The organism is Ruegeria sp. HKCCD4884, from assembly GCF_013110855.1.
Lineage (GTDB): Bacteria > Pseudomonadota > Alphaproteobacteria > Rhodobacterales > Rhodobacteraceae > Ruegeria.
Genome location: NZ_WVRJ01000009.1, coordinates 84372 through 110260, shown reverse-complemented (window position 1 = coordinate 110260; position 25889 = coordinate 84372). Strand labels below are relative to the sequence as shown.

Sequence of the window (25889 nt, the reverse complement as noted above, 5' to 3'; positions counted from 1 at the left end):
TCCGGTCGAACGCGCATTCCGATACGGTGTGGTTAAGAAAACCGCAAAGGTTCTTATTCCGCAGCTTCCGCCTGAATGAAGCCGCCTGATTGACGATGCCAGAACCGCGCATAAAGCCCGCCTTGATCCAGCAGCGCCTCATGCGTTCCGCTTTCGACAATCCGCCCCTGGTCCAGAACAACGATCCGATCCATCTCGCTGAGGGTGGACAGGCGGTGCGCAATGGCCAGAACGGTCTTACCCTCCATCACCCGATGCAGCGCGGTCTGAATCGAGGCTTCAACCTCGGAATCCAGCGCCGAGGTCGCTTCGTCCAGAACCAATATCGGCGCGTCCTTCAAAATGGCACGGGCCAAAGCGATCCGCTGACGCTGCCCGCCGCTGAGTTTTACACCCCTTTCGCCCAGATGAGCGTCATAGCCTTGGCGACCATTGGCATCCTCAAGGCTGAGGATGAATTCATGCGCCTCGGCCTTTTTCGCGGCGGTGATCATCTCATCCTCGGACGCATCCGGGCGACCGTATAGGATGTTTTCGCGCGCCGAACGGTTGAACATCGCCGTTTCCTGCGTGACCATACCGATCTGGCGGCGCAGGCTGTCTTGTGTCACCTGCGACACGTCCTGCCCGTCAATACAAATAGCGCCATTTTCCCTGTCATAGAGTCGAAGCAGCAAGGAAACGAGCGTCGATTTCCCCGCCCCTGAAGCGCCGACAATACCCAGTTTTTCGCCGGGTTTTATGGTCAGGGACAGATCGATGACGCCACCAACATCCCGACCGTAAGCAAAACTGACATGCTCGAACGAAATAGATCCGTCGTTCACGGCCAGGTCTTTTGCGTCCCCCACATCCTCGACCCGGTCCCGCTTGGCCAGCGTTTTCATCCCGTTTTCGATTTCGCCCACATTGGCATACAGACCCATCAGCGTGAAACTGACCCAACCCGTCATTTGCGCGATGCGGATTGAGACCGCACCGGCCGCAACAATATCTCCTGCGGTTGCCATGCCGAGTTGCCACAACCAAAGCGTCGCTCCCAACAGCAGCACGGGCAGTACCCCGGCCAGCGTCATCAGGATGAACCGGAAACTGGCGGACAGTTTTCCAAAATCCAGCGACCGTTCGCGCAGTTCCACCATCGAGTCGCGCGCAGCCTGATCTTCGAAAGCCGAATGCGCAAACAGCTTTACGGTCTTGATATTGGTGATCGTATCGACCACCTGTCCCGACACCATTGCTCGCGCCCCGGCTCGTGCGGCTGAACGTTTTCGGATACGCGGCAGATACCAGCGGACCAGAATAAAATAGACAACTAACCAAGCGGCAAAGGGCAGCATCGCAAGCGGGTGAATAGACCCTAACAAAAGCAAAGATCCCGCCAAAGACGCCAAAGCGAACACAATGGCGCTGATCGTTTCCGACACGACGGAAGCCATCGCGTTCGACGTTTGCATCTGCTTCTGCGCAATGCGCCCAGCAAAATCATCGTCGAAATACGTCACCGACTGGCCCAGCGTCCAACGGTTCAGCTTGGCCAACACCAAAGGGGTGATGTTGGGCATAACGATGTAGTTGTTCGACAAGGACGACAGGCCAAACAAGATCGGACGCACCAGCATAAAGAACGCAACCGCGCCGAAAATCATCCACATGTTTTGCGCGGTCAGAAACTGTTCGGGACCGCTGGACGTTGCCACATCAATCACGCGACCCAAAATCCAGGCCGTGCCAGCCTCCATCGCACCGGCAGTGGCCGAGAAGAAGGCTGCAACAAACAACATCGGCCAGGCCCCGGACAGACTCCAGCGAATGAACGCCCCCAACGTCTGTGGTGGGGGCGTTTCAGTGGTTTTGAACGGTTGGATGAGGTCAGCAACCCTCATTCCGCGGCCTCCGGATTCATGAAGCCGCCAGATTGCCGCGCCCAGAACTGCGCGTAAAGGCCACCTTGCGCCAGAAGGTCAGAATGCGCGCCTTCTTCAACGATACGGCCACCGTCCATGACCAGAATACGGTCCATCTGCGCGATCGTGCTGAGCCTGTGCGCAATGGCGATCACGGTTTTGCCTTGCATCATGCCGTAAAGGGTTTCCTGAATTGACGCTTCAACCTCGGAATCTAGGGCGGATGTCGCCTCATCCAACAACAAAATCGGTGCATCTTTTAGGATCACCCGCGCCAGTGTCACGCGCTGCCGCTGCCCGCCGGACAGCTTTACACCACGCTCTCCAACATGCGCATCGTACCCGGTGCGTCCCTGCGGATCTTGCAGGTCAAGGATGAAGTCATGCGCTTCGGCCTGCTTGGCGGCCTCTATCATCTGTGCTTCGGTCGCGTTGGGGCGTCCATAAAGGATGTTGTCCCGAACCGACCGGTGCAGCAAAGCGCTGTCCTGCTGAACCATGCCGATATGGCTGCGCAGGCTGTCCTGCGTGACATCCGCGATGTTCTGCCCGTCAATCAGGATCGCACCGCGTTCGACGTCATAAAACCGCAAAAGCAGCTTGACGAGGGTCGATTTACCAGCGCCAGACCGCCCAATCAGACCGATCTTTTCGCCGGGCTGAATGGTCAGGTTGATATGGTCCAGGCCACCGGTTTCACGGCCGTAATGGTGCGACAGGTCGCGGATTTCGATCTCGCCTTTGTTCAGCTTTAGCGACTTGGCATCAGGCGCATCCAGCAACTGGATCGGCTGGGCAATCGTCTCCAACCCCTCGGCAACTACGCCAAGCTGGCGGAACAGGCTGGTCAGCGCCCACATGATCCATCCGGTCATGGCATTCAGGCGCAGGGTCAACGCGGTTGCCGCTGCGACCACGCCAACCGAGGCTTGGCCCTGCATCCAAAGCACAATCGCCCAACCAACTACCCCGACGATCAAAAAGCCGTTCAGAGTGACCAGAAACGCATCCATAATGGTGAAAATCCGCATCTCAACCTGCACGGTTCGGCGGGTTTCTTCGATTGCCTCGCGGGCATAGGTCATTTCTTGATCCGCATGCGCGAACATTTTGACCGAATGGATGTTTGTGTAGTTGTCGACCACACGCCCCGTCACAGTCGAACGTGCATCAGATGCCGCCTTGGACGCCGGACCAACACGCACGATCGCCCATCGGACCAACACCGCATATAGCGCAAACCAGATAACCAACGGCAAAAGAAGCCGCGGATCGGCGGCCATCAGCAAGACAGCAGCCCCAATCAGATAAGCCAGCGAGAAGGAAATCGCGTCAAAGACCTGAAAGACCACCTCACCTGCGGCAGGCGGTGTCTGCATGATCCGGTTGGCAATCCGCCCGGCAAAATCGTTTTCAAACCAACTGACCGACTGACGCAAAACGTGTTTATGCGCCCGCCAGCGGAACAGAGTGCCGTATTGAGGTAGGATCGCATTGTTGATCACCAGCACATCCAGAATATGCAGAACCGGCCGCAGCAGAAGGATGAACGCCGCCATCAGCAGCAATTCGGTCCCGTGATCCTGCCAGACTTCGGTGGGAGAGCCGACAAGCAAATCTACGACGCGCCCCATGTAATAGATCAGACCGACCTCAACCCCCGCCACAACAATGGATAGCAGCGTGGCCCAGACAAACACGCGGAAAAACGGCCGGGAATAGTCCAGCATGAACGGCCACAGCTTTGTCGGTGGCGCGTTGGACTCTTTGTAGGCGACAAAAGGGTCAATGAGGTTTTCAAAATAGCGAAACATGGAGAGTGCTCCGATTGAGCAGAAATGTAGACGTGCGAAGAAGAATGGCGCCTGAACACCACCCTTTACGGGGCAAGTGTCCTGGCTTTAGCCGAACCAGATCCCGTAATACATTCGCTGTCCTCCATCCATGTGACAGCCGCACGTAAGCACAATCTTTTTGATTTGTCATCCCCTTTTGAGACTTAGCGCTAACTTGCCAGCAACTCCTCGCGCGACAACGCAAAGCCGGACGCGATCCAGCGGCTTTCAAGCTCGGCCAGTTTCTGGCCCAGCGCTGGGCCTGTGAAGTTGGGGATCAGATCTTTGGCTTGAATTGGGAAACGGGCAGCCGCCCCTGTATGTAAGTCATGCCTCAGGTCTTCGGACCAAGGTTGTTCCAAAAAGGCGCAACGCAAAAGTGTCTCGTGCAAACCGCCTTCATCGCCATAGCGATAGCCCAACTCGGCCACGCTGGTGGTGGCTTGTGCCTCCTCTCGCATCCGGGTCAGACGTTGCAGCTGCGAACGGCTCAACCGCAATGTCGCTGCGTCTTCGGGCGTGGCAATGGCTGCCAGCCGTCGCACCGGATCGGGATCAGCACCTGCGGCTTGTTCGAGGGCGACAAGAGGCGAAAGGGATCGGTCATTTGCACCCGGCAACAACTGTGCCAAGACACCCGTGCTGCGCATTGTTGCAATGGCAGGGGCGGGATCGGGCGCTGCCAGTAGTTTCAGCAGTTCCGCCCCGACCCGTTCGCGCGACAGTGATTTCAACCCATCAAGATTGGCACCAATGGCGGCCAGAGCGTCGGGATCAAATCCAGCGCCCGCGTCACCATACCAGGCATGAAACCGGAAATACCGAAGCGAGCGCAAATAATCTTCGCGGATACGATTCTCTGCCGTTCCAATGAACCGAACCCGACGTGCCTGTAGGTCGGGTAATCCACCGAGCGGGTCTAACACTGCGCCATCGGGCCGTGCGTAGATCGCGTTCATGGTGAAATCGCGCCGGGCCGCGTCTTCCTCGACGTGATCAGAGAACGCAACAACAGCGCGCCGCCCGTCGGTTTCCACGTCACGTCGGAAAGTAGTGATCTCGTGAGGGATACCGGCACTGACGACCGTGATCGTTCCGTGATCGATACCCGTTGGAATAGCCTTGAGCCCCGCAGCCTGCGCCATCTCAACAACCTGCTGGGGTCGCGCGTCGGTGGCAATATCGATATCCGAGACAGGTGCGCCCAAAAGCGCGTTGCGCACACAGCCACCCACAAAAAGTGCCTGCGCACCAGATGCAGTCAGGGCGGCGCACACCAGTTGGGTCGCTGGTTCACTGACCCAAGGCTCGTTTATCTGCATCATTCATTCACCCGTGCTGCAAGCCCGCGCAATATGCGGGCCGTCGCGCCCCAAATATAATAAGGGCCGTACGGAACTGCGTAGTATCTGCGTTTCTGACCACGCCAGCGACGCGACTCAATCAGATAATTCTCGGGATTTAGAAGATGGGCAAGAGGGGTCGAGAAAACCTCGTCCACCTCGCCGGGCTCGGGCACAGGCTTGAATGTGTCTCGCACGATTGCGACCACAGGGGTGACGTTGAAAGAGGTGACCGTTTCATGCATGGGCAGAAACCCCAAAACCTCGGGCTGGTCAACGGGCAGCCCAATCTCTTCCTGCGCCTCGCGCAGGGCTGCCGCGGTTACGTCGGCGTCACCTTCATCCTGCTTACCGCCCGGAAATGCGATCTGACCGGGGTGATGCTTCAGGGCTGAGGACCGTTTGGTCAAAAGCACCCGAGGCGTTTCATAAGCCAGAGAGATTGCCACCAGAACACCGGCAGGGCGCAGCCGCCGCCCGGGTGGCAAAACAGTGTCAGGGTTCAGGTCAAAGTCGCTGGACCCGTGACCGGGGCGGCGCAAGGCCGCCCGGATCTTTTCAACCGGATCATGCACCTTTGCTGTCTTCAGCTTCAAAGCCCACAGTTGCCGGATCCAGCACGTAATGCGCACCACAGAACTGGCAATCAGCCGTAACCAGACCTTCAGGCGTTGTCATCTTTTCGATGTCCTTCGCCGAATAGATCGACAAGCTCTGGCGCACTCGGTCCTCGGAGCAGGTACAGCCAAATTGAACCGATTGCGCATCATAGACACGTGGATGTTCCTCATGGAACAGGCGAACCAAAAGGTCGGTCGGCGCAACCGAAGGGCCGATCATTTCCAGATCTTCGACAGTATCCAGCAGGATATTGACGCGGCCCCAGTTCTCACCCTCTTCGCCGTCTACCAGATCGCTGGCGGTCAGGATCTCACCGGTACCTTCGCCAGATGCTGCAAAGGGCGACGCTTTGGGCATGTGCTGCAACATGATGCCGCCAGCGCGCCAATGCTCGCCCACGCCGGGCTCGGTCGATTTACCAAAGCTCAGCGAAAACCGCGTCGGCAACTGCTCAGACTGGGCGAAATACGCCTCGGCACATGCGCTCAGCGATCCACCCGCCAGCGGCGTGATGCCCTGATACGGTTGCGTGCCTTCGCCCTGGTCGATCATGATGGCGAAATACCCCTCGCCCACCTGATCAAAAGGCGCCGCGTCGGTCAGCCGGTCGCGGTCAAAGCTGGCATATGCGCGGATTTGAGCGGCTTGGCCCTCTTCCTGCGGCGCGTAATAGTCGGTTGCGATCATGCGCACCGCCCCTTTGGACTGCACCTGCAACGACAGCTTCCAGCGCAACGCAACGGTCTGGCCGATCAACGCGGTCAGCAAGGCCATTTCAGCCACCAGCGCTTCGACTTGCGGCGGATAGTCGTGCTGCTTCAGGATGCCATCCAGCACGCCATCCAAACGGGCCACGCGGCCGCGCATGTCGGATGCATCAAGTTGAAAGGGCAGGACGGTATCGTCCCACGCGATTTTTGTTCCAAGAGACATGGGGTTTCCTTACACGCCACAGGTTGGCATACCGGCACCATATAGGTCGTACAGATTGGGTTTTAAGGGGCCTTACATGATCAGACGGTTTGGCGAAACCCCTCAGGCAGGGCAGAAATACACGCATCGACCCGGCGTGTACGTGCTTTTGCCTCGTGGACGATCATTGCTGGTGACATGGTATGACGACGGCCTCAACCCAGAGCTGCAACTGCCGGGCGGAGGAATTGATCCGGGCGAATCGCCAATCACGGCCCTGCATCGCGAGGTATACGAAGAAACAGGCTGGCTGGTTGCCAACCCGCGCCGTGTCGGTACCTTTCGCCGCTTTACCTATATGCCTGAATACGATCTGTGGGCGGAAAAGGTCTGCATGATCTATCGCGCGCGTCCCGTCCGCCGCATCGGACCGCCAGCCGAGGCGTTTCACGAAGCACGATGGATAGATACGGCAGATGCGATTGAAAAACTGGGCAATGACGGTGACCGACATTTTGCCAGAATGCATCTTTGGTCGCTTTAAGGGCCGTTATATTCGAAGAACACGGCCGAAACGTCATCGCCGATTCCTTCTTTGGGCGACATGACCTGGGTCAGTCGCCAGAACATGTCATCCAGAAACTCGGACCCGCCATTCTCTGAAACACAGTTTTGCGCCATTTCTTGCAAACCGCCTTCATCCAAAAGGCCACCATCTGCCAGAGGGCATTCGGTAAACCCGTCAGAATACAACAACAGCTTGTCCCCGGGTTGCAGTTTCGTCTCGATCTGATGGAAGCCCGCATCCTCGATCAAGCCTATCGGCAAACCACCGTCACCCAGAAATTCACTGCTGCCATCTTTACGTAACAAAAGGGGGTGCGGATGCCCGGCCTGCACCATCTTCATAAGCCCGTTGCGCAGATCAACAATGGCATAGACCATCGTGAAGTATTCCTCGATCCCCGTATCTGCCATCAGGCGGGAGTTGAGCGTTTTGGCGACATCCTCGGGCGGCAAGAGCGCGTAGAACTTGTTGAACCGCTGTTCCATCGCAACGTTCTGGTCAAAGTGCTTGCTGGACAGATAGCCTCCCAATCGGGCCGTCATCATGGCCGATGTGATGCCGTGGCCGGACACATCAATGCTGTAGAACCCCAACCGATTCACGCCGGGCGAGAACATGCCAACAAGATCGCCGCCAATATGGCCGCATGGCTTTAGCAAAAGGCTGACGCGCGAGTTGCCAAAATCCCGAGATAGCTCGGGCACCAGGGATTCTTGAATCTTACGCGCCTGCATCAGATCTTTGTCGATCGCGTCATGCGCCAGTTTCAGCTCTTCCAACGCGGATTCGATCAGGCGGTTTTTCTGCGAAAGCTCGCGCTGCATGTCCAGAATACGCGCCCCGGCGGAAATGCGCGCCCGCAATTCGTCGGCTTCTAGAGGTTTGATCAGAAAATCATCCGCCCCGGCATCCAGACCGCGTGCGACCTCTTGCTTTTCGCTTTTGGACGTTAGCAGGATGAAATAGCTGTATTGATCCGTTTCCAGAGCGCGAAATGCGCAACAGAACTCCAGCCCGCTCATCCCCGGCATAACCCAGTCGCTGAGCACAAGGTCGGGCGGGTCTGTCCGACACAGCTCCAACGCGGCCTCCCCAGTATCAGCCTCGACTACATCAAACCCCCATTTTCTGAGCGAAGCCACCAGGATGCGCCGCTGCAAACGGCTGTCATCCACAACCAGCACCTTGCGGATCGCGCCGAAGTCCAGATCTGATCTGGTGTCCTCAAGACTCGCCCCTGGCACCATTTACCCTCTGCTCTCATGAGATTGACCGGTCAGGGCGACCCTAGCCTTCGTGGGTTTAACATCCGGTGAAGACATGACCCACGTTCAGACATTGCCGTTAACTGGGCTTTTACCAGCCGTGGCTTACCCAGAACCTTACAGATAGGTCGACGGGTAGCGCATCATGATCCACTGGGACAGAGTCAGGCAATTGCGGGACGAAGTTGGCCCCGATGAATTTGACGAGGTGGTCGAGATTTTTCTGGAAGAGGTGCAAGAGGTCATTGCGCGCCTGCATCACGACACCAACCGGATCGAATTGGAACAAAACCTGCATTTCCTGAAGGGTAGCGCGCTCAGCCTTGGCTTCGATCAGTTCTCGAAACTCTGTCAGGACGGCGAACGGCAGGCCGCAGCAGGTCAGGGTGCGGAGGTTGATCTGCCAGCCCTGCTGGCCGTTTATGACAGCTCGAAACTCAAATTCGTATCAGAGCTGTGCGAAAACCTGAGTTAGATTACAAACTGCGCAAGTGTCTCGTCTTCGGTGATGTCGGTATAGGTGAACCCGGCCTCGTCCAGATGCGCAAACAAGCGCATGAAGTTTTCAGGCTTGCGGGTTTCAATCCCGATCAGGACCGAGCCGAAATTGCGCGCTGATTTTTTCATATACTCAAAGCGGGCGATGTCATCTTCGGGGCCAAGAATGCCCAGAAACTCTTTCAACGCGCCCGGGCGCTGCGGCAGGCGCAGGATGAAGTACTTTTTCACCCCGGAATAGCGCTGCGCGCGTTCTTTGACCTCGGGCAAACGTTCGAAATCGAAATTACCGCCGGACGTCACGCAGACTACGGTCTTGCCGCGCACAAAGCTTTGAACATCGCCCACTGCTTCAATCGCCAAAGCCCCAGCCGGTTCAAGCACGATGCCTTCGACATTCAGCATCTCAATCATGGTGGCGCAGATACGGTCTTCGGACAGGACCAGCACATCCGACAGGTGGCGCGATTTCAGCAAATCGAACGGCTTCTCACCAATTCGTCCGACCGCCGCGCCATCGACGAAGGTATCCACATGATCCAGCGCAACGGGATGCCCCGCCGCCAATGCGGCACGCAGACATGCGCCCCCAGCGGGCTCGACAAACAAGCAATGACTGCGATCCCCGAACCACGTCGCCACGCCGGAGGACATTCCGCCACCACCAACCGGCAAAACGACATGATCCGGTACACCGCCCAGTTGCTCTTCGATCTCGACCGCCAATGAGGCCTGACCTTCGATTACATCCGCGTCGTCAAACGGTGACAGGAAATGCCCGCCCTGCTGTGTGCACCAAGCTTGGGCAGCAGCCAGCGTGTCATCAAAATAATCGCCGGTCAGGTGAATCTCGATATTGTCGCCGCCAAAGATTCGGGTCTTTTGGATTTTCTGCTGTGGCGTCGTGACCGGCATGAAGATCACGCCTTTGACCCCCAGATGCTTGCACATGAACGCCACGCCCTGCGCGTGATTACCCGCACTGGCACAAACGAACAGATCCTGGCCCTGCTGCTTGCGCATCGCATTGAACGCGCCCCGGATCTTGTACGACCGCACCGGGCTGAGGTCTTCGCGTTTGAGCCAGATGTCCGCACCATAACGGTCGGACAAATGGGCGTTCCGCTGCAACGGCGTTGCTGGAAACACAGAGCGCATCGCCTGTTCGGCGGCGCGGGCGCGGGTCATGAAATCAGTCATGACCGTTTCACTGCCGCATCACCGCGTTAAGGGCAAGGAATACATATGTGTACGCGGGTCAGGAGAGTTCGCGTTTTTCGATGAACACGCCGTACATGGTTGTAAAAATGCTGACATTGATCATCGGAAGGATAAGCGTGCCGAAAAACACGGTCAGCAATATCCCCAGAACCGGAATGAAGGCCAGCAATGTAAAAACAAGCTGAACAGCAAACTGAAACAGAAAGGCTACGATGAGCAGGACTAGAATCGCACCGGCAGTTCCTGCTGTGTTTTTCCAAGCTTCGCCAAGTGTTATGGGGCTGCCAATAGCTGCTGCGGGCAAAATAATGGAAAGCCGATACAAGCAAACGGCCAGAAACAGCAGATATGCCACAAGCAATAGAATTCCGAGAACAGGCGAACTTTGAACGAAAGTGCCGAGAACCACGCCACCCGGAAGCCACGCGATTGCCATCAATAGTACAAGCAATATAGCGCGCCCGAAATATGCGAGAATTCGGTCAGAACGGAATGTTGGCAATATACCGTTGGGATACTCTTCCAGCAGAATGAACCTGTGCCACGACACCGCAATCCAGAACATGGTTACAAAGATCACCGCAATCAGCCCAAAAACCAAAAGCAGGATAGAGCCAGGCGACGTGCCGGGCGGCAATTCTCCCGTTTCTGCTTCAAACGCTTCCAGCGGAACGCCTGACACCATGAACAATGCGACAATCAACGCGGTGGCAATCAACGCAGGACCAAATGTGATCTGTAGCACCTGCTTGAGATTTCCAAAAACCATCCGCACCGAATGCACAAAAATCTGCCATCCCAACATCCGAATACTGCCCCTTCAACCAAACATTGTTTTAATTGCGTATGTTTCACCTTAATTCCCGTTCTGCGTCAATCCACACAGCTTGCCCCCGCGTTCAAAACCCGCTAGGGGCCAATCGTTCTACGCATAAAGGGAAGTCAGATGTCCGCGCCCAAGAAAGTTGTTCTGGCCTATTCCGGTGGCCTTGATACCTCGATCATTCTGAAATGGCTGCAGACCGAGTATGGGTGTGAGGTCGTGACCTTCACCGCCGATCTGGGTCAGGGAGAAGAGCTAGAGCCCGCACGCCAGAAGGCCGAGCTGCTGGGGATCAAGCCCGAGAACATCTATATCGAGGACATCCGCGAAGAATTTGTACGCGACTTCGTGTTCCCAATGTTCCGCGCCAACGCGCAGTATGAAGGGCTGTATCTGCTGGGTACGTCCATCGCGCGCCCGCTGATCTCGAAACGTCTGGTTGAGATCGCCGAAGCCACCGGCGCCGATGCCGTGGCCCACGGCGCGACCGGCAAGGGCAACGATCAGGTGCGGTTCGAACTGGCAGCATACGCGCTGAACCCCGAAATCAAGGTCATTGCCCCCTGGCGTGAATGGGACTTGACCAGCCGCACCAAGCTGCTGGAGTTCGCCGAACAAAACCAGATCCCGATTGCCAAGGACAAGCGCGGCGAGGCGCCCTTCTCGGTCGATGCGAACCTGCTGCACACCTCGTCCGAGGGTAAGGTTCTGGAAGACCCTGCCGATATGGCACCCGACTATGTCTATCAGCGCACCGTCCACCCCGAGGATGCGCCGAACGAGCCCGAGTTCATCGAGATCGGCTTTGAAAAAGGCGACGCGGTCAGCATCAATGGCGAGGCGATGAGCCCGGCCACCATCCTGACCAAGCTGAACGAATATGGCGGCAAGCACGGCATTGGCCGTCTGGACCTGGTCGAAGGCCGGTTCGTGGGCATGAAATCGCGCGGCATCTATGAAACACCGGGCGGCACCATCCTGCTGGAAGCGCATCGCGGGATCGAATCCATCACTATGGACCGCGGCGCAATGCACCTGAAAGACCAGCTGATGCCGCAATATGCCGAGCTGATCTATAACGGCTTCTGGTATTCGCCCGAGCGTGAGATGCTGCAAGCCGCCATCGACAAATCGCAAGAGCATGTCACCGGCACCGTTCGTGTGAAACTGTACAAGGGTCTGGCCTCGACCGTAGGCCGCTGGTCGGATCACTCGCTGTACTCTGAGGCGCACGTGACCTTTGAGGAAGACGCTGGTGCATACGATCAGACAGACGCAGCCGGTTTCATCCAGCTGAACGCACTACGCCTGAAACTTCTGGCCGCACGCGACAAGCGTTTGTCCAAGTGATCGACGAAGACGATAACGACGACGAACTCGATATGTTCATCGAGGCGCAGGACACGGTTTGGGCCGATGTCCTGCGTGAATTGGAACAGGGGCAGAAAACCAGCCACTGGATGTGGTTTGTGTTTCCGCAACTGGCCGAGCTGGGCCAATCTCATATGGCGCAGCTTTACGGCATAGAAGATCTGGACGAGGCAACGGCCTATTTGGCCCACCCCGAACTGCGCCGTCGGCTGACGGAAGCAGCGTCGCTGATGCTGTTGCACAAAGGGCGAGATGCGGCTGACGTCCTGGGTGGGGTTGATGCAAAGAAGCTGCGATCTTCGATGACGCTGTTTTCTTCTGTCGCGGATGCTCCGGTCGAGTTTCAGGCCGTTCTCGACGCCTTTTACGATGGTCGGGCCTGCGATCGGACAACGCAGATACTTGGTGCGTCATAAAGCCAAGCTCCCGTTGGGTCAGCCTTGCCTGCGCGCCGTCTGACCCTTTACGCATTCGGAAACTGCGAAAGGAACCCGGATGCTTGAAGACATCGCTGATGGAATTCAAAAGGGCTTAGACGGCAAAACCTTTGATGGCTCGTTGAAATTCGACTGTGGCGCAGACGGGGTGATTGTTCTGGCCGACAATCAGGCCACGACGCAGGATCAGGACACGGATTGTACCATCCGTATCTCACAAGACAACCTGACCAAGCTGCTGACAGGGAAACTGAACCCGATGACGGGTGTCGCTATGGGCAAGCTCAAGATTTCGGGCAATATGGGCGTCGCGATGAAGCTGGGTCAGCTGCTCGGCTAAACTCAGCGCAATTCTGCAATGGATTTCTGCATTGCCAGAATCAACGCGTCCCGTTGCTCGGACAGCTCGGCTTGGGTTTTCCCTGCGGCCTCAGCCATCACACCTTCTGTAAGCTGCTGGGCGACATCATCAGTCAAATAGACCTGACCCAAATCATCCCACCATCCATTGAACGTATCGGTGAAATGGTCGCAAAAGGCTTTCAACCCACCCTTGCCAGCGCCGAGGTTGAATAACATGGTCGGCCCCATCGCCGCCCACCTTACACCCGGTCCTGCCCAGACGGCTTTGTCCACATCTTCGACCGACGCAACACCCGACACCACAAGATGAATGGCTTCACGCCACAAAGCAGCTTGCAACCGGTTTGCTACATGGCCGGGCACCTCTTTGTTGACCCGGATCGTGGTCTTACCCACGCTTTCATAAAACGCCTGTGCCGCATCAACCACACCATCGGAAGTTTTCTCATTCCCCATCACCTCAACCAGCGGGATTAGGTGCGGTGGGTTGAAGGGATGTCCCAAAACAAAATGCGACGGGTCAGACCATCCAGGCTGCATTTGGCCAAGTGTTAGACCCGATGCAGAGCTGGCGACGATTGCGCCCTTGGACAAAGCAGGCTCAATCTCGGCAAAGGTTGCATGTTTTATCTGCAAACGCTCAGGCACATTTTCCTGAACAAATCCCGCATCAGCCACTGCGGCAGCAGCGCTGGAATGAAACGTGATGGCGTCCGGGTTTCCATTCTCTGTCAAGCCCAGCGCACCAAGGGTCGACCATGCATTCTCTACATACTGGCATACTTTCCTTTCGACGTTCGGGTCAGGATCAAAGAGGGCAACAGAACGCCCGGATGCCAGAAAAAGAGCTGCCCAACTAGCGCCAATGACGCCTCCGCCCAAGCAGGCCGTGTGTTGTATTTCCATCAGAACAATCCCGGGTTCAAAGGTGAAGCTGCTGTCATACCACCATCCACGGTGAAAAGCTGACCTGTGGCAAAGCTTGCCTCATCCGAAGCCAGCCAGACCGCCATGCTCGCAATATCCTCGGGTTTCCCAAAACGACCTGCAGCATGGCGGGCAATCGCATCCTTGTGCGCGGCATCAGGGTCATTGGCCAACTCGAACGCGGCGTCCAGCATTCCTGTTTCAATCCATCCGGGGCAAATCGCGTTGCAGCGGATCTTTGGCCCGTGATCGACCGCAATAGAACGGGTCAAGCCATGCACAAATGCCTTGGACGCGTTGTAAAGCGCCATGGACGGATCAGCGGTATTCCCTGAAATAGAGCCTATATTAATGATCGCAGCGCCCTCATCCATCCGAGGTATGTAAGCCCGGCACATATTGAAGACGCCCTTGCAATTGGTGCCAATCACAGCTTCCCAATCCGCGTCCGAACTGTCTGGAACAGTCTTTTCGACCTGCACACCAGCATTATTCACCAGAATGTCGATGCCGCCTGCGGCCTCGGCCAACGCTTCGACAGCGTCCGTGTCCGTGACATCCAGCGGACACCAGATGATGTCGTCAGCCAACCCATCAGGCCGCGCCCCGCGTCCACATGTCGTCACTGTCGCGCCTTCACGGCGAAAGGCTTCGACTATTCCGCGACCAATGCCTTGCCGCCCACCTGTCACAAGCGCTCTTTTCCCAGCCAACCGCATCAGTGTGCCACCATCACATGGCGCACGGAAGTGTAGGCATCCAGCGCATAAACCGACATGTCACAACCCGTGCCTGATCCTTTCATCGCAGCCCAGGGCATTTCCGCCGCTGGCATTCCGTGCGTATTCACCCAGGTCATGCCGTACCGCAGCTGCGCCGCCATTTTCATCGCGGTCGAGACATCCTTGGTCCAGACAGACGACGCCAACCCGTACCGCCCCGCGTTTGCAATCCGAAGGGCTTCGTCCGCCTCGGTAAATCGCGACAGAGTCACGACCGGGCCGAACACCTCGCTGCATGCGATCTCAGCGTTATTATCCACATTTGCGACGACGGTCGGCTGATAGAAGAACCCTTCCCCCTCACCAACCTTGCCACCTACGGCGATCTCAGCGCTGCTGCGGGCGCGATCGACAAATCCGGCGACCCGGTCGCGTTGGGCGGCTGATACGATAGGCCCCATTTCTGTACCATCGGACTTTGGCGCACCGATCCTGATCTGAGCAACCTGATCAGCGACGGCAGCAACCACTTTGTCGTATACATCATCCTGCACCATCACCCGACAGGGCTGAGCGCAATCCTGACCTGCGTTGAAGAACGAACCGTATCGGATCGTCTCGGCCACGGCGTCGATATCAGCATCATTGAACACGATGACCGGCGCCTTGCCCCCAAGTTCCAGATGTACATGGCGGATCTGGTTGGATGCAGCCCGCATCGCGGCCATTCCGGTCGCAGGTGAGCCGGTGATTGAGATCCCTTCAATCCGAGGGTCATTGATCAGGCTGTCACCAACCGACATGCCCCGACCATGGACTACGTTCAACACACCTTTGGGCAATACATCTGCCAGCAACTCTGCCAGCCGCAGCGTGGCCAGCGGCGTGATTTCGGACGGTTTCATAACAATGGTGCAACCTGCCGCCAGGGGGGCAGCGATCTTCCATGCCGCCATCATAAGCGGATAGTTCCATGGCGCGATGGAAGCCACTGGGCCAATCGGATCCTTGCGGATCATTGACGTGTGGCCCGCTGCGTATTCTCCGGCCACCGACCCGCTCATCGTGCGTGAGGCACCGGCCATGAAGCGGAAAGTGTCGATGGTCAGAGGCATCTCTTCATCGCGGGCCATCGGCCATGGCTTGCCAACATCAAGCGTCTCTAACTCAGCCAATTCATCGATGTTTTCTTCCATTACATCCACAATCGCGTGCAGATATCCCGACCGTTCGGAAGGCGTAACAAGCCGATAGGCGTCAAAGGCTTCATGGGCAGCACACGTTGCGGCTTCGATCTGCTCGGGCGTCGCCTCGGGCACATGGGCCACGGTTTCACCGGTAGATGGATCCAGAACGGGCAGAGCATCGCCCTGACCTTCTACCATCGCTCCGTTAATCAGCATCTTTGTCTGCATGTCGTCCCCCGTCAAAAAGCTGTCTGGTCGTTGCCCTTCAGACCCAGCCGTTGGCGGGCCTCGTCCGGCGTTGCGACCGTCAGGCCAAGATTTTCGATGATTGAGCGAATCTTGCGGACCTGATCAGCGTTGGACTTCGCCTTTTCGCCGGGCCCGATGTAAAGGCTGTCTTCCAGCCCAACCCGTAAATTGCCACCAAGGATCGCAGCCTGTGTCGTGAAGGCCATTTGGTGGCGACCTGCGGCCAGCACCGACCATTCATAGCTGCCGCCAAACAACTTTTCGGCAATTGTGTGCATATGCATCAGGTTGTCGGGATCAGCCCCCACGCCACCCAGAATGCCAAACACCATCTGGATGAAAAATGGCGGTTTCACCCAGCCTTGATCTACCACCCAAGCCAGGTTGTAGAGGTGCCCCAGATCATAGCATTCAAACTCGAACTTCGTGCCGTGACCTTCGCCCAATTCCTTCATCGCGTATTCGATATCGGCAAACGTGTTACGGAAAATGAAGTCGCGGGTCATGTCCAGAAATTCGGGTTCCCAGTCATGTTTCCAGCCTGAATATTTCTGCATCATCGGGAAGATGCCGAAGTTCATCGACCCCATGTTCATGCTGGCCATTTCGGGGCTGGCTCGTAAAGCCGCGCGCAGGCGTTCTTCGCGGGTCATGCCCAACCCGCCACCGGTTGAGACATTCATCACAGCACCGGTTGCTTGTTTGATGCTGGGCAGGAACTGCATAAAAAGGTCAGGGTCCGGATCTGGTTGACCGTTTTCCGGATTGCGGGCATGAAGATGGATGATCGAAGCCCCGGCCTCGACGGCACCAATACTGGCCTCGGTTATTTCGCTTGGCGTGATGGGCAAGTGTTCTGACATGGTCGGCGTATGAATCCCACCAGTTGGAGCACAAGTAATGATAACCGGTTTGCTCATAGCTTCATCTGCTGGACTTGTGCGCTCAGCCCTCCGTCCAGAACCCAAAGTTGACCGCTTGCATAGCGCGCCTCGTCCGAAGCCAGCCAATTCACCAGATTGGCGATATCATCCGGCGTGCCATATGTGCGCATCGGGTGCACATCGCGCACGGCCTGCTGCAACTGGTCGATGGTCTTGCCGCCGCCACCCGAGCCATCGCCTGTGAAGAAGCTTTGCAACATGGGTGTGTCGACATAGCCGGGGCATATGGCATTCACGCGAATACCCTCCGGCCCGTGATCACACGCCATAGCACGCGTCAAGGCATGAACCGCACCTTTGGTCGCGCAATAGGCGGCAAGGCCGGGGTCCGCAATGAACCCATCGTAACTCCCGAAATTGATAATCGAGGTTGACGTTCCCGACGCGGCCCCTTTGCGCAACAGCGGCAATGCATGTTTTGAGGTCAAAAATGTACCCGTGACATTCACAGCGAAGGACAGGTTCCATTCCTCTAGCGTTGTCTGTTCAATCGTCTTTTCAATCTCGATGCCAGCGGCGTTGACCAGAATGTCCAATTGGCCAGCCTCGGCCGTAACCTGTTCCATCGCGGCTATTGCATCAGCTTCTTGCGTGACGTCCAGCTTTACAAAGATGCTGCCATCGTCATCATGAGCCGCCAGGGACCCTTCTGGCGTCAGATCAGCCGCATAGACCCGCGCACCTTCCCGCAGAAAACGTGCCACGATCGCGCGCCCGATCCCGCCGCGCCCACCGGTTACAAGCGCTGTTTTGCCGTCCAGCATCATTCTTTGGTCTCCTTCAATGGCGGATAGCGATAGCGAGTCGCTGCAACTGTCCAATCCATGTGATTGCGCACATATTCCTGCGTTGCATCTCGTGGCGGGGTGTAATCCCAGGCCTCTCCGGCACCCGCCTCCATCGCGGCGTGCAAGGCGCGCCGGGACTTTTGCGTTGCAATGACGTCCGCACGCAGGTTTTCGCTGTTCCAACGTCGCGCTACTTCTTCAGCAAACTGCGCGGACTGCTCAGCGTAAGCCGGGTCATCGGCCACATTCACCTTTTCCAACGGGTCCTTGGACAGGTCATAAAGCTGAGGTGGGTCCGGGTCGCAGTGAATATACTTCAACGGCCCGCGCCGGATCATGAACACCGGATAGGGCGTCATCTCGGCGCAATACTCGCCGACGGCTTCATCCACAGGGTCGGTTTCTCCGCGTGCCAGCGGCATCAAGGACCGGCCATCAATCGGCTCCCCGAAGATCGCATCAGAACCCCCGGCGATGTCCACGAATGTCGGCAACAGATCGAGCAGGGAACAGGCGTTGGCAGCACAGCCTTTGGCAACACCGGGGCCAGCCATGATCAGCGGCACACGGGCCGAGTGTTCAAAGAAATTCATCTTGTACCACAACCCACGCTCACCCAGCATGTCGCCGTGGTCTGCGGTGATGATGACGATGGTATTGTCTAACGCACCGATGTCTTCCAAGGCTTTGACCATCGCGCCGACTTTGCTGTCGAAGTAACTGACATTGGCCAGATAAGCGCGACGCGCGCGGCGGATTTCTTCCTCGGTCAGAGGGACATAGCTTGCCTCGATTCCATCCATCACGCGACGTGAAAACGGGTCTTGCTCCTCGGGCGTCAGTGTAAACTCCGGCATCGGGACGTCTGCGTCGGAATACAGGTTCCACCACTCGGGCTTGGCGACATAGGGGTCGTGCGGATGGATAAAGCTGGCCACCATACAGAACGGAGCATTGTCCCCAGCCGCCCGGTCCCGACCCCTGTCGATCAACCAGCGGCGCGCTGCAAATTCGACCTCGTCGTCATAATCCGTCTGGAAGGTGGCGACCGCCTCACCGCTTTCCTTTACGGTTTGCATGTTGTGATACCACTTATCGATCCGCTCGTCCGGGGCTTCCCAGTCCGGGGTCCAGGCAAAATCGGCGGGGTAGATGTCGGTGGTCACACGGTCCTGAAACCCGTGTTTCTGGTCCGGCCCAACAAAATGCATCTTGCCCGACAGGCAGGTCCGGTAGCCCAACGCCTTTAGGTAATGCGCAAAGGTCGGGACCGAGGCGCGAAACTCGCTGGCGTTGTCATAAGCAGCGATCCGGCTGATCAGCTGCCCGGACATGAACGCAAATCGGGACGGCGCGCAGAGGGGTGAGTTGCAATAGGCTGCGTCAAATCGCATCCCGCGCGCGGCAAGCGCGTCGATGTTCGGGGTCTTGACCGTTGGATGGCCGTACGCGCCGCAAAAATGCGGCGCCAGTTGATCGGCCATAATCACAACGATGTTCGGCCGTGTCACGGTGCGGCCTTTGCATATGCATCCAGTACAAGCCCGTGGAAATGATGCACCGCATGTTCCGATTTGCCCGAGCCATTGGGATCATGCACGATCCGGCCTTGCGTAAAGGCCGGGGTGTTCATCCCGCGTTGTACGCTTTCGACAATGTCGATGTCTTCGCGTTGCAGAACCTCATCAAGATACCGGATCGCTTCCAGCTCGGCCTCATCAGGTTCCGGGGTTTCAAGGAAGAAATCATAGGTTTCGAGCGTCCGGTCAGGACCAATCGGGATAATATTCAGCACGATCATCGAAGACCGTCCCGGATAGCGCATCAGACATGTCGTGGGCCACAACCACCAAACTGCATGGGTTCGTACTGTGGCATTGGACACGTCATAAGCGGTGTTAGCACCCTTACCCGCCTCGGCCATATGGCTGGAGTAGATGCCGTATGTGGTCACCTTGTAGGTGTCCATATCGACCAGATCACAGAAATCCTTGTGCGCTGTCGGGCAGTGGTAGCATTCAAGGAAGTTGTCGACGACGTTCTTCCAGTTCGACTTGATGTCATAGGTCAGGCGGTGACCAAATGTCAGCTGCTCGATATCCGGTGCCCAATGGCGGATTTCGGTTTCCAGATTCCCGGAAACTTCGCGCAAAGGTGCTGCGTTAGGGTCTAAACTGACGTAAATGAACCCGGCAAACTCTTCGACCTGTACTTGGTCCAGACAGATATCCGACGTTTTGAAATTAGCCAGGCTCTCGGTCTCGGGCGCGCGCACCAATTGGCCGTCCAGCTTGTAAACCCAAGCGTGATATGGGCACATGATGCGCGTGGTTTCGCCCTCGCCCGATAGCAAATGATGGGCGCGGTGTTTGCAGACATTATAGAACGCACGCAATGTGCCCTCGCGGTCGCGCACGACAGCAATCGGACGTCCGGCGATTTCGACGGTTGTGTATGACCCCGGAGCGCGCAGCTTTTCAACGTGGCACACCCATTGCCAGGTCTTGGCTAGCACTTCGTTTTGATCGACCTGATACCAGGACGGATCGACATAGGCTTCGGCCTTCAGGGAACTGGTATTGAAGGGATCGGTGCTAAAACCATCGGAAATCCGCTCGAACTGGGTTTTGGACGGCAGCTGGCTCATGGGTGGCTCCACAGCTCTGGGGCGGGCTTTGCCCCAATGATTGACGTGTGGCGCGTATGATCTTCTGAGTCTTTGTCGGCTACTTAACTTTTTCCGCCTGATTATTTTCTATTTTAGCCAAATTGATGATCGTGATGCCGCTAGTCTTTAGGTTTGCGATGCATCGGCCAGGCGCGGAACTCGAATGGAACCCTGCCCTCGACCCGGTCGCGCGTCGGGGGCAGGCCAAATCTTTCTTTATAAGCCCGGCTGAAATGCACGGGGCTGGAAAAACCCGACGCCAGGGCGACCTCTGCAATGGGAAGCTCGGTCTGCGTGACCAGGCCGCGCGCCCGATCCAGCCGAATATCGCGGTAATAAAGCGCGGGCGTTTTCTTGATGTAGGTCGCGAACAGCCGATCCAGTTGGCGATGAGAGATTCCCGCGCGTTTGCAAATCTGGGGAACGGAAATGGGCTCCTCAAGATTGGCCTCCATCACCTGAATCGCCGTTTTAAGCTTGGCAGGCACTGTCGTTCCCAAAGGCTCGGTTCTTTGGGGTTGCTGTTGTTCGGAAGGGCCGCGTAAACGGTCGTGAAACACGTATCTGGCCGCTGCATTGGCAAGGGCGCTGCCATGTATCCCCTGAAGGATTTGTAGCCCAAAGTCGGTCGCTGCAGACCCACCGCAACACGTAAGCCGATTGCCGTCCATAACATAGAGATTCTCAACGACCTCAATCCCTGGATAAAGCTCCTGCAGGGCATCGATATGCTCATAATGAACGGTGGCGCGCCGCCCATTTAACAGCCCTGCCTGCGCCAGTATGAAGGCACCCGTATCCAAAGCGCCCAAAGTCGCGCCGCTGCGGGCAAGTTGGCGCAAAGTTGTTCCCAGTTTAGACGTCAGGTGCCGTTCCGGTGTCCAACTGGAAGATACAATGACAATGTCGGCCTCGGTGAACGAAAGCGCGTCAAGCGGTTGAGTTTCGATGCCAGCACCGTTGCTGGACACACAGAAACCACCTGCTTCTGACACGAAGTCCCATTTGAAATAAGGCTTTCCGTCCAGATAGTTGGCGGCGCGAAATGGATCTATGAACGCCATGGTGGCCGCCATATTGAAGCTGGGCGCAACTATGACCAGCACGCGCGTCGAAACCTGCATCTCCTGTGTCATCGATCCTGAATCCAAGCTTGCATCACCACATCTCAGAAAAAGTCTTTTGACTGCGATACACAAGGTTTCTTCGGACTTGGCTGAAGTTGATAAACTCGTCTCACCAGCGCGTTACATGAGATGTCAGGCAATTGCATGTTGGTCCAAGTCGGGTCACCTTGTATCTGAAAGGAGACCTGACATGACACGGACTGCTTACCTCGACACGCTTAAACCAGCCCTTCTGTTAACGCTGATCGCCCTGGCGGCAATGCTGCGCGCTTTGCCTGCGCCGGCGGCGGGAACAGAAACACTGACAGTAGCCGGAGGATGTTTCTGGTGCGTTGAATCTGATTTTGAGTCTGTCCCCGGCGTCATCGAGGCCGTTTCAGGCTATACCGGCGGCAAATCAGCAAATCCCACATATGATCAGGTCTCAAAAGGAGGAACCGGCCATTACGAAGCGGTTCAGATCACTTTCAACCCAGCTCAAGTCTCACGTGAAACGCTTCTGAACATGTTCTTCCGCTCGGTCGACCCCACAGATGCCGGGGGCCAATTCTGCGATCGCGGTGATAGCTACCGCACTGCAATATTCGTCTCTGACACAGGGGAAAAAGCTTTGGCCGAGAAGGCAAAAGCAGATGCACAGCGGGCTTTGGGCCAGACGGTTGTAACGCCGATCCTGAACGAAGGCACTTTTTACCCAGCCGAGGCGTATCATCAGGATTACTACAAGGGGAACAAACTGATCTTGACCCGCTTTGGGCCCAAGCGACAGCACAGCGCGTACAAAGCTTACCGCGAAGCCTGCGGCCGTGACGCGCGCGTCAAACAGCTGTGGGGTACTGACGCGCCGTTTGTCGGATCTTAGTCAAAGGACGCGTCGCGCACCTCTTTCAAATCGGGGATAACATCAGCCGTTCCGTGCCGCGTGACCATCAGGGCCGCGGCGCGGTTTGCTTGCAGAATAGCCTGTTCCATCGGCATCCCACGATCCATGCCTGCAAGTACATAGCCAGTGAAGGTATCGCCCGCCCCCGTGGTGTCGACGGCCTGCACCTTGTGCGCTTCGAACTCGACCGGATCACTGCCATTCTGCAAATACCGCGCGCCTTTTGAACCCAGCGTGACAATCACGTGCCGCACTGGCAGATCAGCGGCATTTAACCCAGTTTCCTGACGTAGCTGGTCAGCCTCGACCTCGTTGAGGATCAGAAAATCCAGATAGGGCAGAACCGCCTTTACCGCCTGGGCCTGAAACGGAGCAGCAGCATAGCACACGGTTAATCCCATCCGGTGCCCCAACTGCGCGGCCTCAACCTGTGCGTTGGTTTCATTCTGCAGGATCAGCAGGTCACCCGTGCTTGCCGAAGACAGCGCCTGTCCCAGATCGCTGACCTCTAACGCATGATTGGCACCGGGATACAGGATGATCAGGTTTTCGCCCTCAGCATCCACGGCAATAATCGCGTGCCCGGTTGGTACATCTGCCTCTGAAATATAACGCGTATCTACGCCATATTCAGTCAATCGGTCTTTCGCCCAGCTCCCATCATGGCCGACAGCGCCAATATGGCTGACACGCGCACCCGCCCGTGCCGCTGCAACCGACATATTGGCCCCCTTGCCGCCTAGAAACCGGTCCAGTCCAAGGGCGGCCAGAGTTTCCCCCGGCGCAGGCAAATGCGGCAGGTCATAAACCATATCCGCGTTGATCGAGCCGAGGTTCCAGATCGTCATGACTTATCCAATATCGCATGAGGCCAAAATGGCCATGTTGAGAATGTCATTCGCAGTCGAGACGGTGGAACAGATCTGAATTGGCTTATCCACGCCCGAAAGGATCGGGCCAATCACGGTCGCGCCACCCATTTCCTGCATCAGCTTGGTTGAGATCGAGGCAGAGTGCCGCGCCGGAACGATCAAGATGTTCGCCGGACCTGTCAGACGCTGGAAAGGATAAGCTGCTTGCTGATCCACGTTCAGGGCCACATCAACCGTCATCTCGCCTTCATACTCGAAATCCACGCCGCGCTGGTCCAACACTGCGGGCGCGCGGTGCATCTTTTCGGCGCGTTCCGAGACCGGGTAACCAAAGGTCGAGAAACTGACAAACGCAACCCGTGGCTCCAGACCCATGTGTCGGGCGACGGCTGCGGAACGCTCGGCGATATTGGCCAGATCGTTTTCGTCCGGCCATTCATGCACTAGGGTGTCCCCAATCAAGACAATCCGACCTTTATGCAAGAGGGCCGTCACACCAGCAGCCCCGTGCGCAGCATCGGCATCAAAGACGTGGTTGATCCGGTCCAGCACGTGGGCCGACTTACGCGTCGCGCCCGTGACCAGCCCATCCCCGTGACCATGTGCCAGCATCAACGAAGAAAACACATGCCGATCCCGTGCGGCAAGGCGGTGAATGTCCTTGCGGTCAAAACCCTTACGCTGCAGGCGCTCATAGAGGAAATTGGAATAGGTTTCGAGATGGCTGGTATTTGCGGCGTTCACAACCTCGATTTCTCGTACCGCATCCCCAAGACCTGTGGCTTCCAGCTTGTCTTTGACGTCATCTGCCCGACCGACCACAAGCGCTTTACCAAAGCCTGAACGCTGATACATGACCGCAGCGCGCAGCACCCGTGGATCGTCGCCCTCGGCAAAGATCATCCGGCTTTGGGCCTGACGCGCACGGGCGTTCAAACCGCGCAGGATGCTCGCGGTCGGATCCATGCGAGATTTCAGGCTTAGTTCATACGCGTCCATATCAATGATCGGACGCCGCGCTGCACCAGTGTCCATTCCGGCCTTGGCAACGGCTGGTGGAATACGGTGGATCAGCCGCGGGTCAAACGGTGTCGGGATGATATAATCGCGCCCGAACGTCAGTGATTTGCCATAGGCCATGGCGACCTCATCCGGTACATCCTCGCGCGCCAGATTCGCGAGCGCGTGGGCGCAGGCAATCTTCATCTCATCATTGATGGCACGGGCATGGATGTCCAAAGCGCCACGGAACAGATAGGGGAAGCCAAGCACGTTGTTGACCTGATTGGGATAATCGCTGCGCCCGGTGGCAACGATGGCATCCACGCGAACCTCGTGCGCTTCTTCCGGCGTGATCTCGGGGTCAGGGTTCGCCATCGCGAAAATCACCGGGTTGTCCGCCATGCTGGCAACCATCTCTTGCGTGACCGCACCCTTGACCGAAACGCCCAGGAACACATCCGCGTCCTTCATCGCATCTTCCAGTGTACGCAAATCTGTGGTGATGGCGTGGGCGGACTTCCACTGGTTCATACCTTCGGTCCGGCCCTGATAAATAACGCCTTTGGTGTCACAGACGATGCAATTCTCGTGCCGTGCGCCCATCGCTTTCAGCAACTCGATACAAGCGATCCCTGCCGCGCCCGCACCGTTCAGGACAATCTTTACATCCTCGATCTTCTTACCCGAGATGTGCAGCGCATTCAGCAATCCAGCGGCACAGATAACCGCCGTGCCATGCTGGTCATCATGGAAGACAGGGATATCCATCTCTTCCTTCAGGCGCTGTTCGATGATGAAACACTCGGGCGCTTTGATGTCTTCCAGATTGATGCCACCAAAAGTCGGCCCCATCAGACGCACTGCACGGCAGAACTCATCCGGGTCTTCGGTGTCCAGCTCGATGTCGATCGAGTTCACATCGGCGAACCGCTTGAACAGAACGGATTTCCCTTCCATCACCGGTTTTGAGCCCAGCGCGCCAAGGTTTCCCAGACCAAGTACCGCCGTCCCATTCGAGATCACAGCCACCAGATTGCCCTTGTTTGTATAGTCATAGGCGGTCTCGGGCGCTTCGGCGATAGCTTCACAGGGAACAGCCACACCAGGGCTGTAAGCCAGTGACAGGTCTCGCTGCGTGGTCATGGGAACAGTGGCTTGCACTTCCCATTTGCCGGGGGTGGGGTCCAGGTGAAAGGCCAGCGCCTCTTCTTTGGTGATCTTCGCTTTGGGCATCGGAAATGTCGTTTCTTTGCATCTGTTGGGCTGTTGCCTCATAGCGCAGGCAGGGGCGCGCCTCAACGACAATACGTTTTCGCCTTTCGTCGCAGGGGCCGGGTTTGTAAGGTCACGCCCGGA

The 25889-nt window shown here is 57.0% G+C and carries 24 protein-coding genes; 6 read left to right on the top strand and 18 right to left on the bottom strand.

Translation table 11 applies throughout. The features are described 5' to 3' along the window. Positions 1-53: 53 nt before the first annotated feature. The 5 genes from GS636_RS14420 to GS636_RS14400 form a co-directional block, all read right to left on the bottom strand. Positions 54-1886: an ABC transporter ATP-binding protein gene (locus tag GS636_RS14420; RefSeq protein WP_171670093.1), complete on the bottom strand. Its 1833-nt coding sequence runs from the start codon at positions 1884-1886 to the stop codon at positions 54-56. Further along, positions 1883-3721 (bottom strand): ABC transporter ATP-binding protein, encoded by a 1839-nt coding sequence (locus GS636_RS14415; protein ID WP_171670092.1) that lies wholly within the window; start codon positions 3719-3721, stop codon positions 1883-1885. The genes GS636_RS14420 and GS636_RS14415 overlap by 4 nt, the downstream gene beginning before the upstream one ends. 191 nt (positions 3722-3912) lie before the next feature. Then, complete coding sequence (locus GS636_RS14410; protein ID WP_171670091.1) at positions 3913-5067, bottom strand: CCA tRNA nucleotidyltransferase; 1155 nt, start codon at positions 5065-5067, stop codon at positions 3913-3915. Further along, positions 5064-5660, bottom strand: coding sequence for a CoA pyrophosphatase (locus GS636_RS14405; protein WP_171670090.1), 597 nt, complete (start codon positions 5658-5660; stop codon positions 5064-5066). Before GS636_RS14405 ends, GS636_RS14410 begins: the two co-directional genes overlap by 4 nt. Then, positions 5653-6639 (bottom strand): Hsp33 family molecular chaperone HslO, encoded by a 987-nt coding sequence (locus GS636_RS14400; RefSeq protein WP_171670089.1) that lies wholly within the window; start codon positions 6637-6639, stop codon positions 5653-5655. Before GS636_RS14400 ends, GS636_RS14405 begins: the two co-directional genes overlap by 8 nt. A 76-nt stretch (positions 6640-6715) precedes the next feature. On the opposite strand from GS636_RS14400, the gene GS636_RS14395 reads away from it, so the two are divergent. Then, complete coding sequence (locus tag GS636_RS14395; RefSeq protein ID WP_171670088.1) at positions 6716-7162, top strand: NUDIX hydrolase; 447 nt, start codon at positions 6716-6718, stop codon at positions 7160-7162. On the opposite strand, the gene GS636_RS14390 is transcribed toward GS636_RS14395, so the two are convergent. Continuing rightward, on the bottom strand, positions 7159-8433 hold the full coding sequence (locus GS636_RS14390; RefSeq protein WP_171670087.1) for a PP2C family protein-serine/threonine phosphatase: 1275 nt from the start codon (positions 8431-8433) through the stop codon (positions 7159-7161). The genes GS636_RS14395 and GS636_RS14390 overlap by 4 nt on opposite strands. Before the next feature lie 163 nt (positions 8434-8596). Between GS636_RS14390 and GS636_RS14385 the strand changes: the two genes are divergently transcribed. Further along, on the top strand, positions 8597-8926 hold the full coding sequence (locus GS636_RS14385; protein ID WP_171670086.1) for an Hpt domain-containing protein: 330 nt from the start codon (positions 8597-8599) through the stop codon (positions 8924-8926). Here the strand turns inward: GS636_RS14385 and ilvA are convergent. Next, positions 8923-10149, bottom strand: coding sequence for a threonine ammonia-lyase IlvA (gene ilvA / locus GS636_RS14380; RefSeq protein ID WP_171670085.1), 1227 nt, complete (start codon positions 10147-10149; stop codon positions 8923-8925). The two genes, GS636_RS14385 and ilvA, sit on opposite strands and share 4 nt — an antisense overlap. A 58-nt stretch (positions 10150-10207) precedes the next feature. Then, on the bottom strand, positions 10208-10975 hold the full coding sequence (locus GS636_RS14375) for a hypothetical protein (protein WP_171184644.1): 768 nt from the start codon (positions 10973-10975) through the stop codon (positions 10208-10210). 141 nt (positions 10976-11116) lie between these two features. On the opposite strand from GS636_RS14375, the gene GS636_RS14370 reads away from it, so the two are divergent. From GS636_RS14370 to GS636_RS14360, 3 genes are all read left to right on the top strand, one after another. Then, positions 11117-12343, top strand: coding sequence for an argininosuccinate synthase (locus tag GS636_RS14370; RefSeq protein WP_171092834.1), 1227 nt, complete (start codon positions 11117-11119; stop codon positions 12341-12343). Positions 12344-12375: 32 nt separating this feature from the next. Further along, the gene (locus GS636_RS14365; RefSeq protein WP_171670255.1) at positions 12376-12780 is read left to right on the top strand and encodes a DUF1810 domain-containing protein; all 405 of its coding nucleotides are present in this window, start codon (positions 12376-12378) and stop codon (positions 12778-12780) included. A gap of 79 nt (positions 12781-12859) precedes the next feature. Continuing rightward, positions 12860-13141 (top strand): SCP2 sterol-binding domain-containing protein, encoded by a 282-nt coding sequence (locus GS636_RS14360; protein WP_171670084.1) that lies wholly within the window; start codon positions 12860-12862, stop codon positions 13139-13141. Positions 13142-13143: 2 nt separating this feature from the next. On the opposite strand, the gene GS636_RS14355 is transcribed toward GS636_RS14360, so the two are convergent. The 8 genes from GS636_RS14355 to GS636_RS14320 form a co-directional block, all read right to left on the bottom strand. After that, positions 13144-14070: a 3-hydroxyacyl-CoA dehydrogenase NAD-binding domain-containing protein gene (locus GS636_RS14355; protein ID WP_171178641.1), complete on the bottom strand. Its 927-nt coding sequence runs from the start codon at positions 14068-14070 to the stop codon at positions 13144-13146. Then, positions 14070-14810: an SDR family NAD(P)-dependent oxidoreductase gene (locus tag GS636_RS14350; RefSeq protein ID WP_171178644.1), complete on the bottom strand. Its 741-nt coding sequence runs from the start codon at positions 14808-14810 to the stop codon at positions 14070-14072. The genes GS636_RS14355 and GS636_RS14350 overlap by 1 nt, the downstream gene beginning before the upstream one ends. Then, positions 14810-16228: a gamma-aminobutyraldehyde dehydrogenase gene (locus GS636_RS14345; protein WP_171670082.1), complete on the bottom strand. Its 1419-nt coding sequence runs from the start codon at positions 16226-16228 to the stop codon at positions 14810-14812. Before GS636_RS14345 ends, GS636_RS14350 begins: the two co-directional genes overlap by 1 nt. A gap of 11 nt (positions 16229-16239) precedes the next feature. After that, a complete protein-coding gene (locus tag GS636_RS14340) occupies positions 16240-17169 on the bottom strand; it encodes a 3-keto-5-aminohexanoate cleavage protein (protein WP_171670079.1) in 930 nt (309 codons plus the stop codon). Beyond that, the gene (locus tag GS636_RS14335) at positions 17166-17960 is read right to left on the bottom strand and encodes an SDR family NAD(P)-dependent oxidoreductase (RefSeq protein ID WP_171670077.1); all 795 of its coding nucleotides are present in this window, start codon (positions 17958-17960) and stop codon (positions 17166-17168) included. The genes GS636_RS14340 and GS636_RS14335 overlap by 4 nt, the downstream gene beginning before the upstream one ends. After that, complete coding sequence (gene betC, locus GS636_RS14330) at positions 17957-19492, bottom strand: choline-sulfatase (RefSeq protein ID WP_171670074.1); 1536 nt, start codon at positions 19490-19492, stop codon at positions 17957-17959. Before betC ends, GS636_RS14335 begins: the two co-directional genes overlap by 4 nt. After that, entirely contained in the window at positions 19489-20628 is a 1140-nt protein-coding gene (locus tag GS636_RS14325) for an SRPBCC family protein (protein WP_171670071.1), read from the bottom strand. The genes betC and GS636_RS14325 overlap by 4 nt, the downstream gene beginning before the upstream one ends. Before the next feature lie 140 nt (positions 20629-20768). Further along, a complete protein-coding gene (locus tag GS636_RS14320; RefSeq protein WP_216602910.1) occupies positions 20769-21785 on the bottom strand; it encodes a GlxA family transcriptional regulator in 1017 nt (338 codons plus the stop codon). Positions 21786-21966: 181 nt separating this feature from the next. Here GS636_RS14320 and msrA point away from each other — a divergent pair, with 181 nt between their 5' ends. Further along, positions 21967-22638, top strand: coding sequence for a peptide-methionine (S)-S-oxide reductase MsrA (gene msrA / locus GS636_RS14315; protein WP_171670068.1), 672 nt, complete (start codon positions 21967-21969; stop codon positions 22636-22638). Here msrA and GS636_RS14310 read toward each other — a convergent pair. Both GS636_RS14310 and GS636_RS14305 read right to left on the bottom strand, forming a co-directional pair. Next, on the bottom strand, positions 22635-23507 hold the full coding sequence (locus tag GS636_RS14310) for a ribokinase (protein ID WP_171670065.1): 873 nt from the start codon (positions 23505-23507) through the stop codon (positions 22635-22637). The two genes, msrA and GS636_RS14310, sit on opposite strands and share 4 nt — an antisense overlap. 3 nt (positions 23508-23510) lie before the next feature. Continuing rightward, positions 23511-25766: an NADP-dependent malic enzyme gene (locus tag GS636_RS14305; protein WP_171092812.1), complete on the bottom strand. Its 2256-nt coding sequence runs from the start codon at positions 25764-25766 to the stop codon at positions 23511-23513. Positions 25767-25889: the final 123 nt, after the last annotated feature.

Coding starts and splice junctions, on each gene's coding strand:
- GS636_RS14335 (WP_171670077.1), bottom strand. CDS start 17,960: ATGATGCTGGACGGCAAAACAGCGCTTGTAACCGGTGGGCGCGGCGGG.
- GS636_RS14365 (WP_171670255.1), top strand. CDS start 12,376: ATGTTCATCGAGGCGCAGGACACGGTTTGGGCCGATGTCCTGCGTGAA.
- GS636_RS14420 (WP_171670093.1), bottom strand. CDS start 1,886: ATGAGGGTTGCTGACCTCATCCAACCGTTCAAAACCACTGAAACGCCC.
- GS636_RS14325 (WP_171670071.1), bottom strand. CDS start 20,628: ATGAGCCAGCTGCCGTCCAAAACCCAGTTCGAGCGGATTTCCGATGGT.
- GS636_RS14370 (WP_171092834.1), top strand. CDS start 11,117: ATGTCCGCGCCCAAGAAAGTTGTTCTGGCCTATTCCGGTGGCCTTGAT.
- GS636_RS14350 (WP_171178644.1), bottom strand. CDS start 14,810: ATGCGGTTGGCTGGGAAAAGAGCGCTTGTGACAGGTGGGCGGCAAGGC.
- GS636_RS14375 (WP_171184644.1), bottom strand. CDS start 10,975: ATGTTGGGATGGCAGATTTTTGTGCATTCGGTGCGGATGGTTTTTGGA.
- GS636_RS14415 (WP_171670092.1), bottom strand. CDS start 3,721: ATGTTTCGCTATTTTGAAAACCTCATTGACCCTTTTGTCGCCTACAAA.
- GS636_RS14355 (WP_171178641.1), bottom strand. CDS start 14,070: ATGGAAATACAACACACGGCCTGCTTGGGCGGAGGCGTCATTGGCGCT.
- GS636_RS14390 (WP_171670087.1), bottom strand. CDS start 8,433: ATGGTGCCAGGGGCGAGTCTTGAGGACACCAGATCAGATCTGGACTTC.
- GS636_RS14310 (WP_171670065.1), bottom strand. CDS start 23,507: ATGACGATCTGGAACCTCGGCTCGATCAACGCGGATATGGTTTATGAC.
- GS636_RS14400 (WP_171670089.1), bottom strand. CDS start 6,639: ATGTCTCTTGGAACAAAAATCGCGTGGGACGATACCGTCCTGCCCTTT.
- GS636_RS14320 (WP_216602910.1), bottom strand. CDS start 21,785: ATGACACAGGAGATGCAGGTTTCGACGCGCGTGCTGGTCATAGTTGCG.
- msrA (WP_171670068.1), top strand. CDS start 21,967: ATGACACGGACTGCTTACCTCGACACGCTTAAACCAGCCCTTCTGTTA.
- GS636_RS14345 (WP_171670082.1), bottom strand. CDS start 16,228: ATGCAGACAAAGATGCTGATTAACGGAGCGATGGTAGAAGGTCAGGGC.
- GS636_RS14360 (WP_171670084.1), top strand. CDS start 12,860: ATGCTTGAAGACATCGCTGATGGAATTCAAAAGGGCTTAGACGGCAAA.
- GS636_RS14395 (WP_171670088.1), top strand. CDS start 6,716: ATGATCAGACGGTTTGGCGAAACCCCTCAGGCAGGGCAGAAATACACG.
- GS636_RS14385 (WP_171670086.1), top strand. CDS start 8,597: ATGATCCACTGGGACAGAGTCAGGCAATTGCGGGACGAAGTTGGCCCC.
- GS636_RS14305 (WP_171092812.1), bottom strand. CDS start 25,766: ATGCCCAAAGCGAAGATCACCAAAGAAGAGGCGCTGGCCTTTCACCTG.
- GS636_RS14410 (WP_171670091.1), bottom strand. CDS start 5,067: ATGATGCAGATAAACGAGCCTTGGGTCAGTGAACCAGCGACCCAACTG.
- ilvA (WP_171670085.1), bottom strand. CDS start 10,149: ATGACTGATTTCATGACCCGCGCCCGCGCCGCCGAACAGGCGATGCGC.
- GS636_RS14340 (WP_171670079.1), bottom strand. CDS start 17,169: ATGAGCAAACCGGTTATCATTACTTGTGCTCCAACTGGTGGGATTCAT.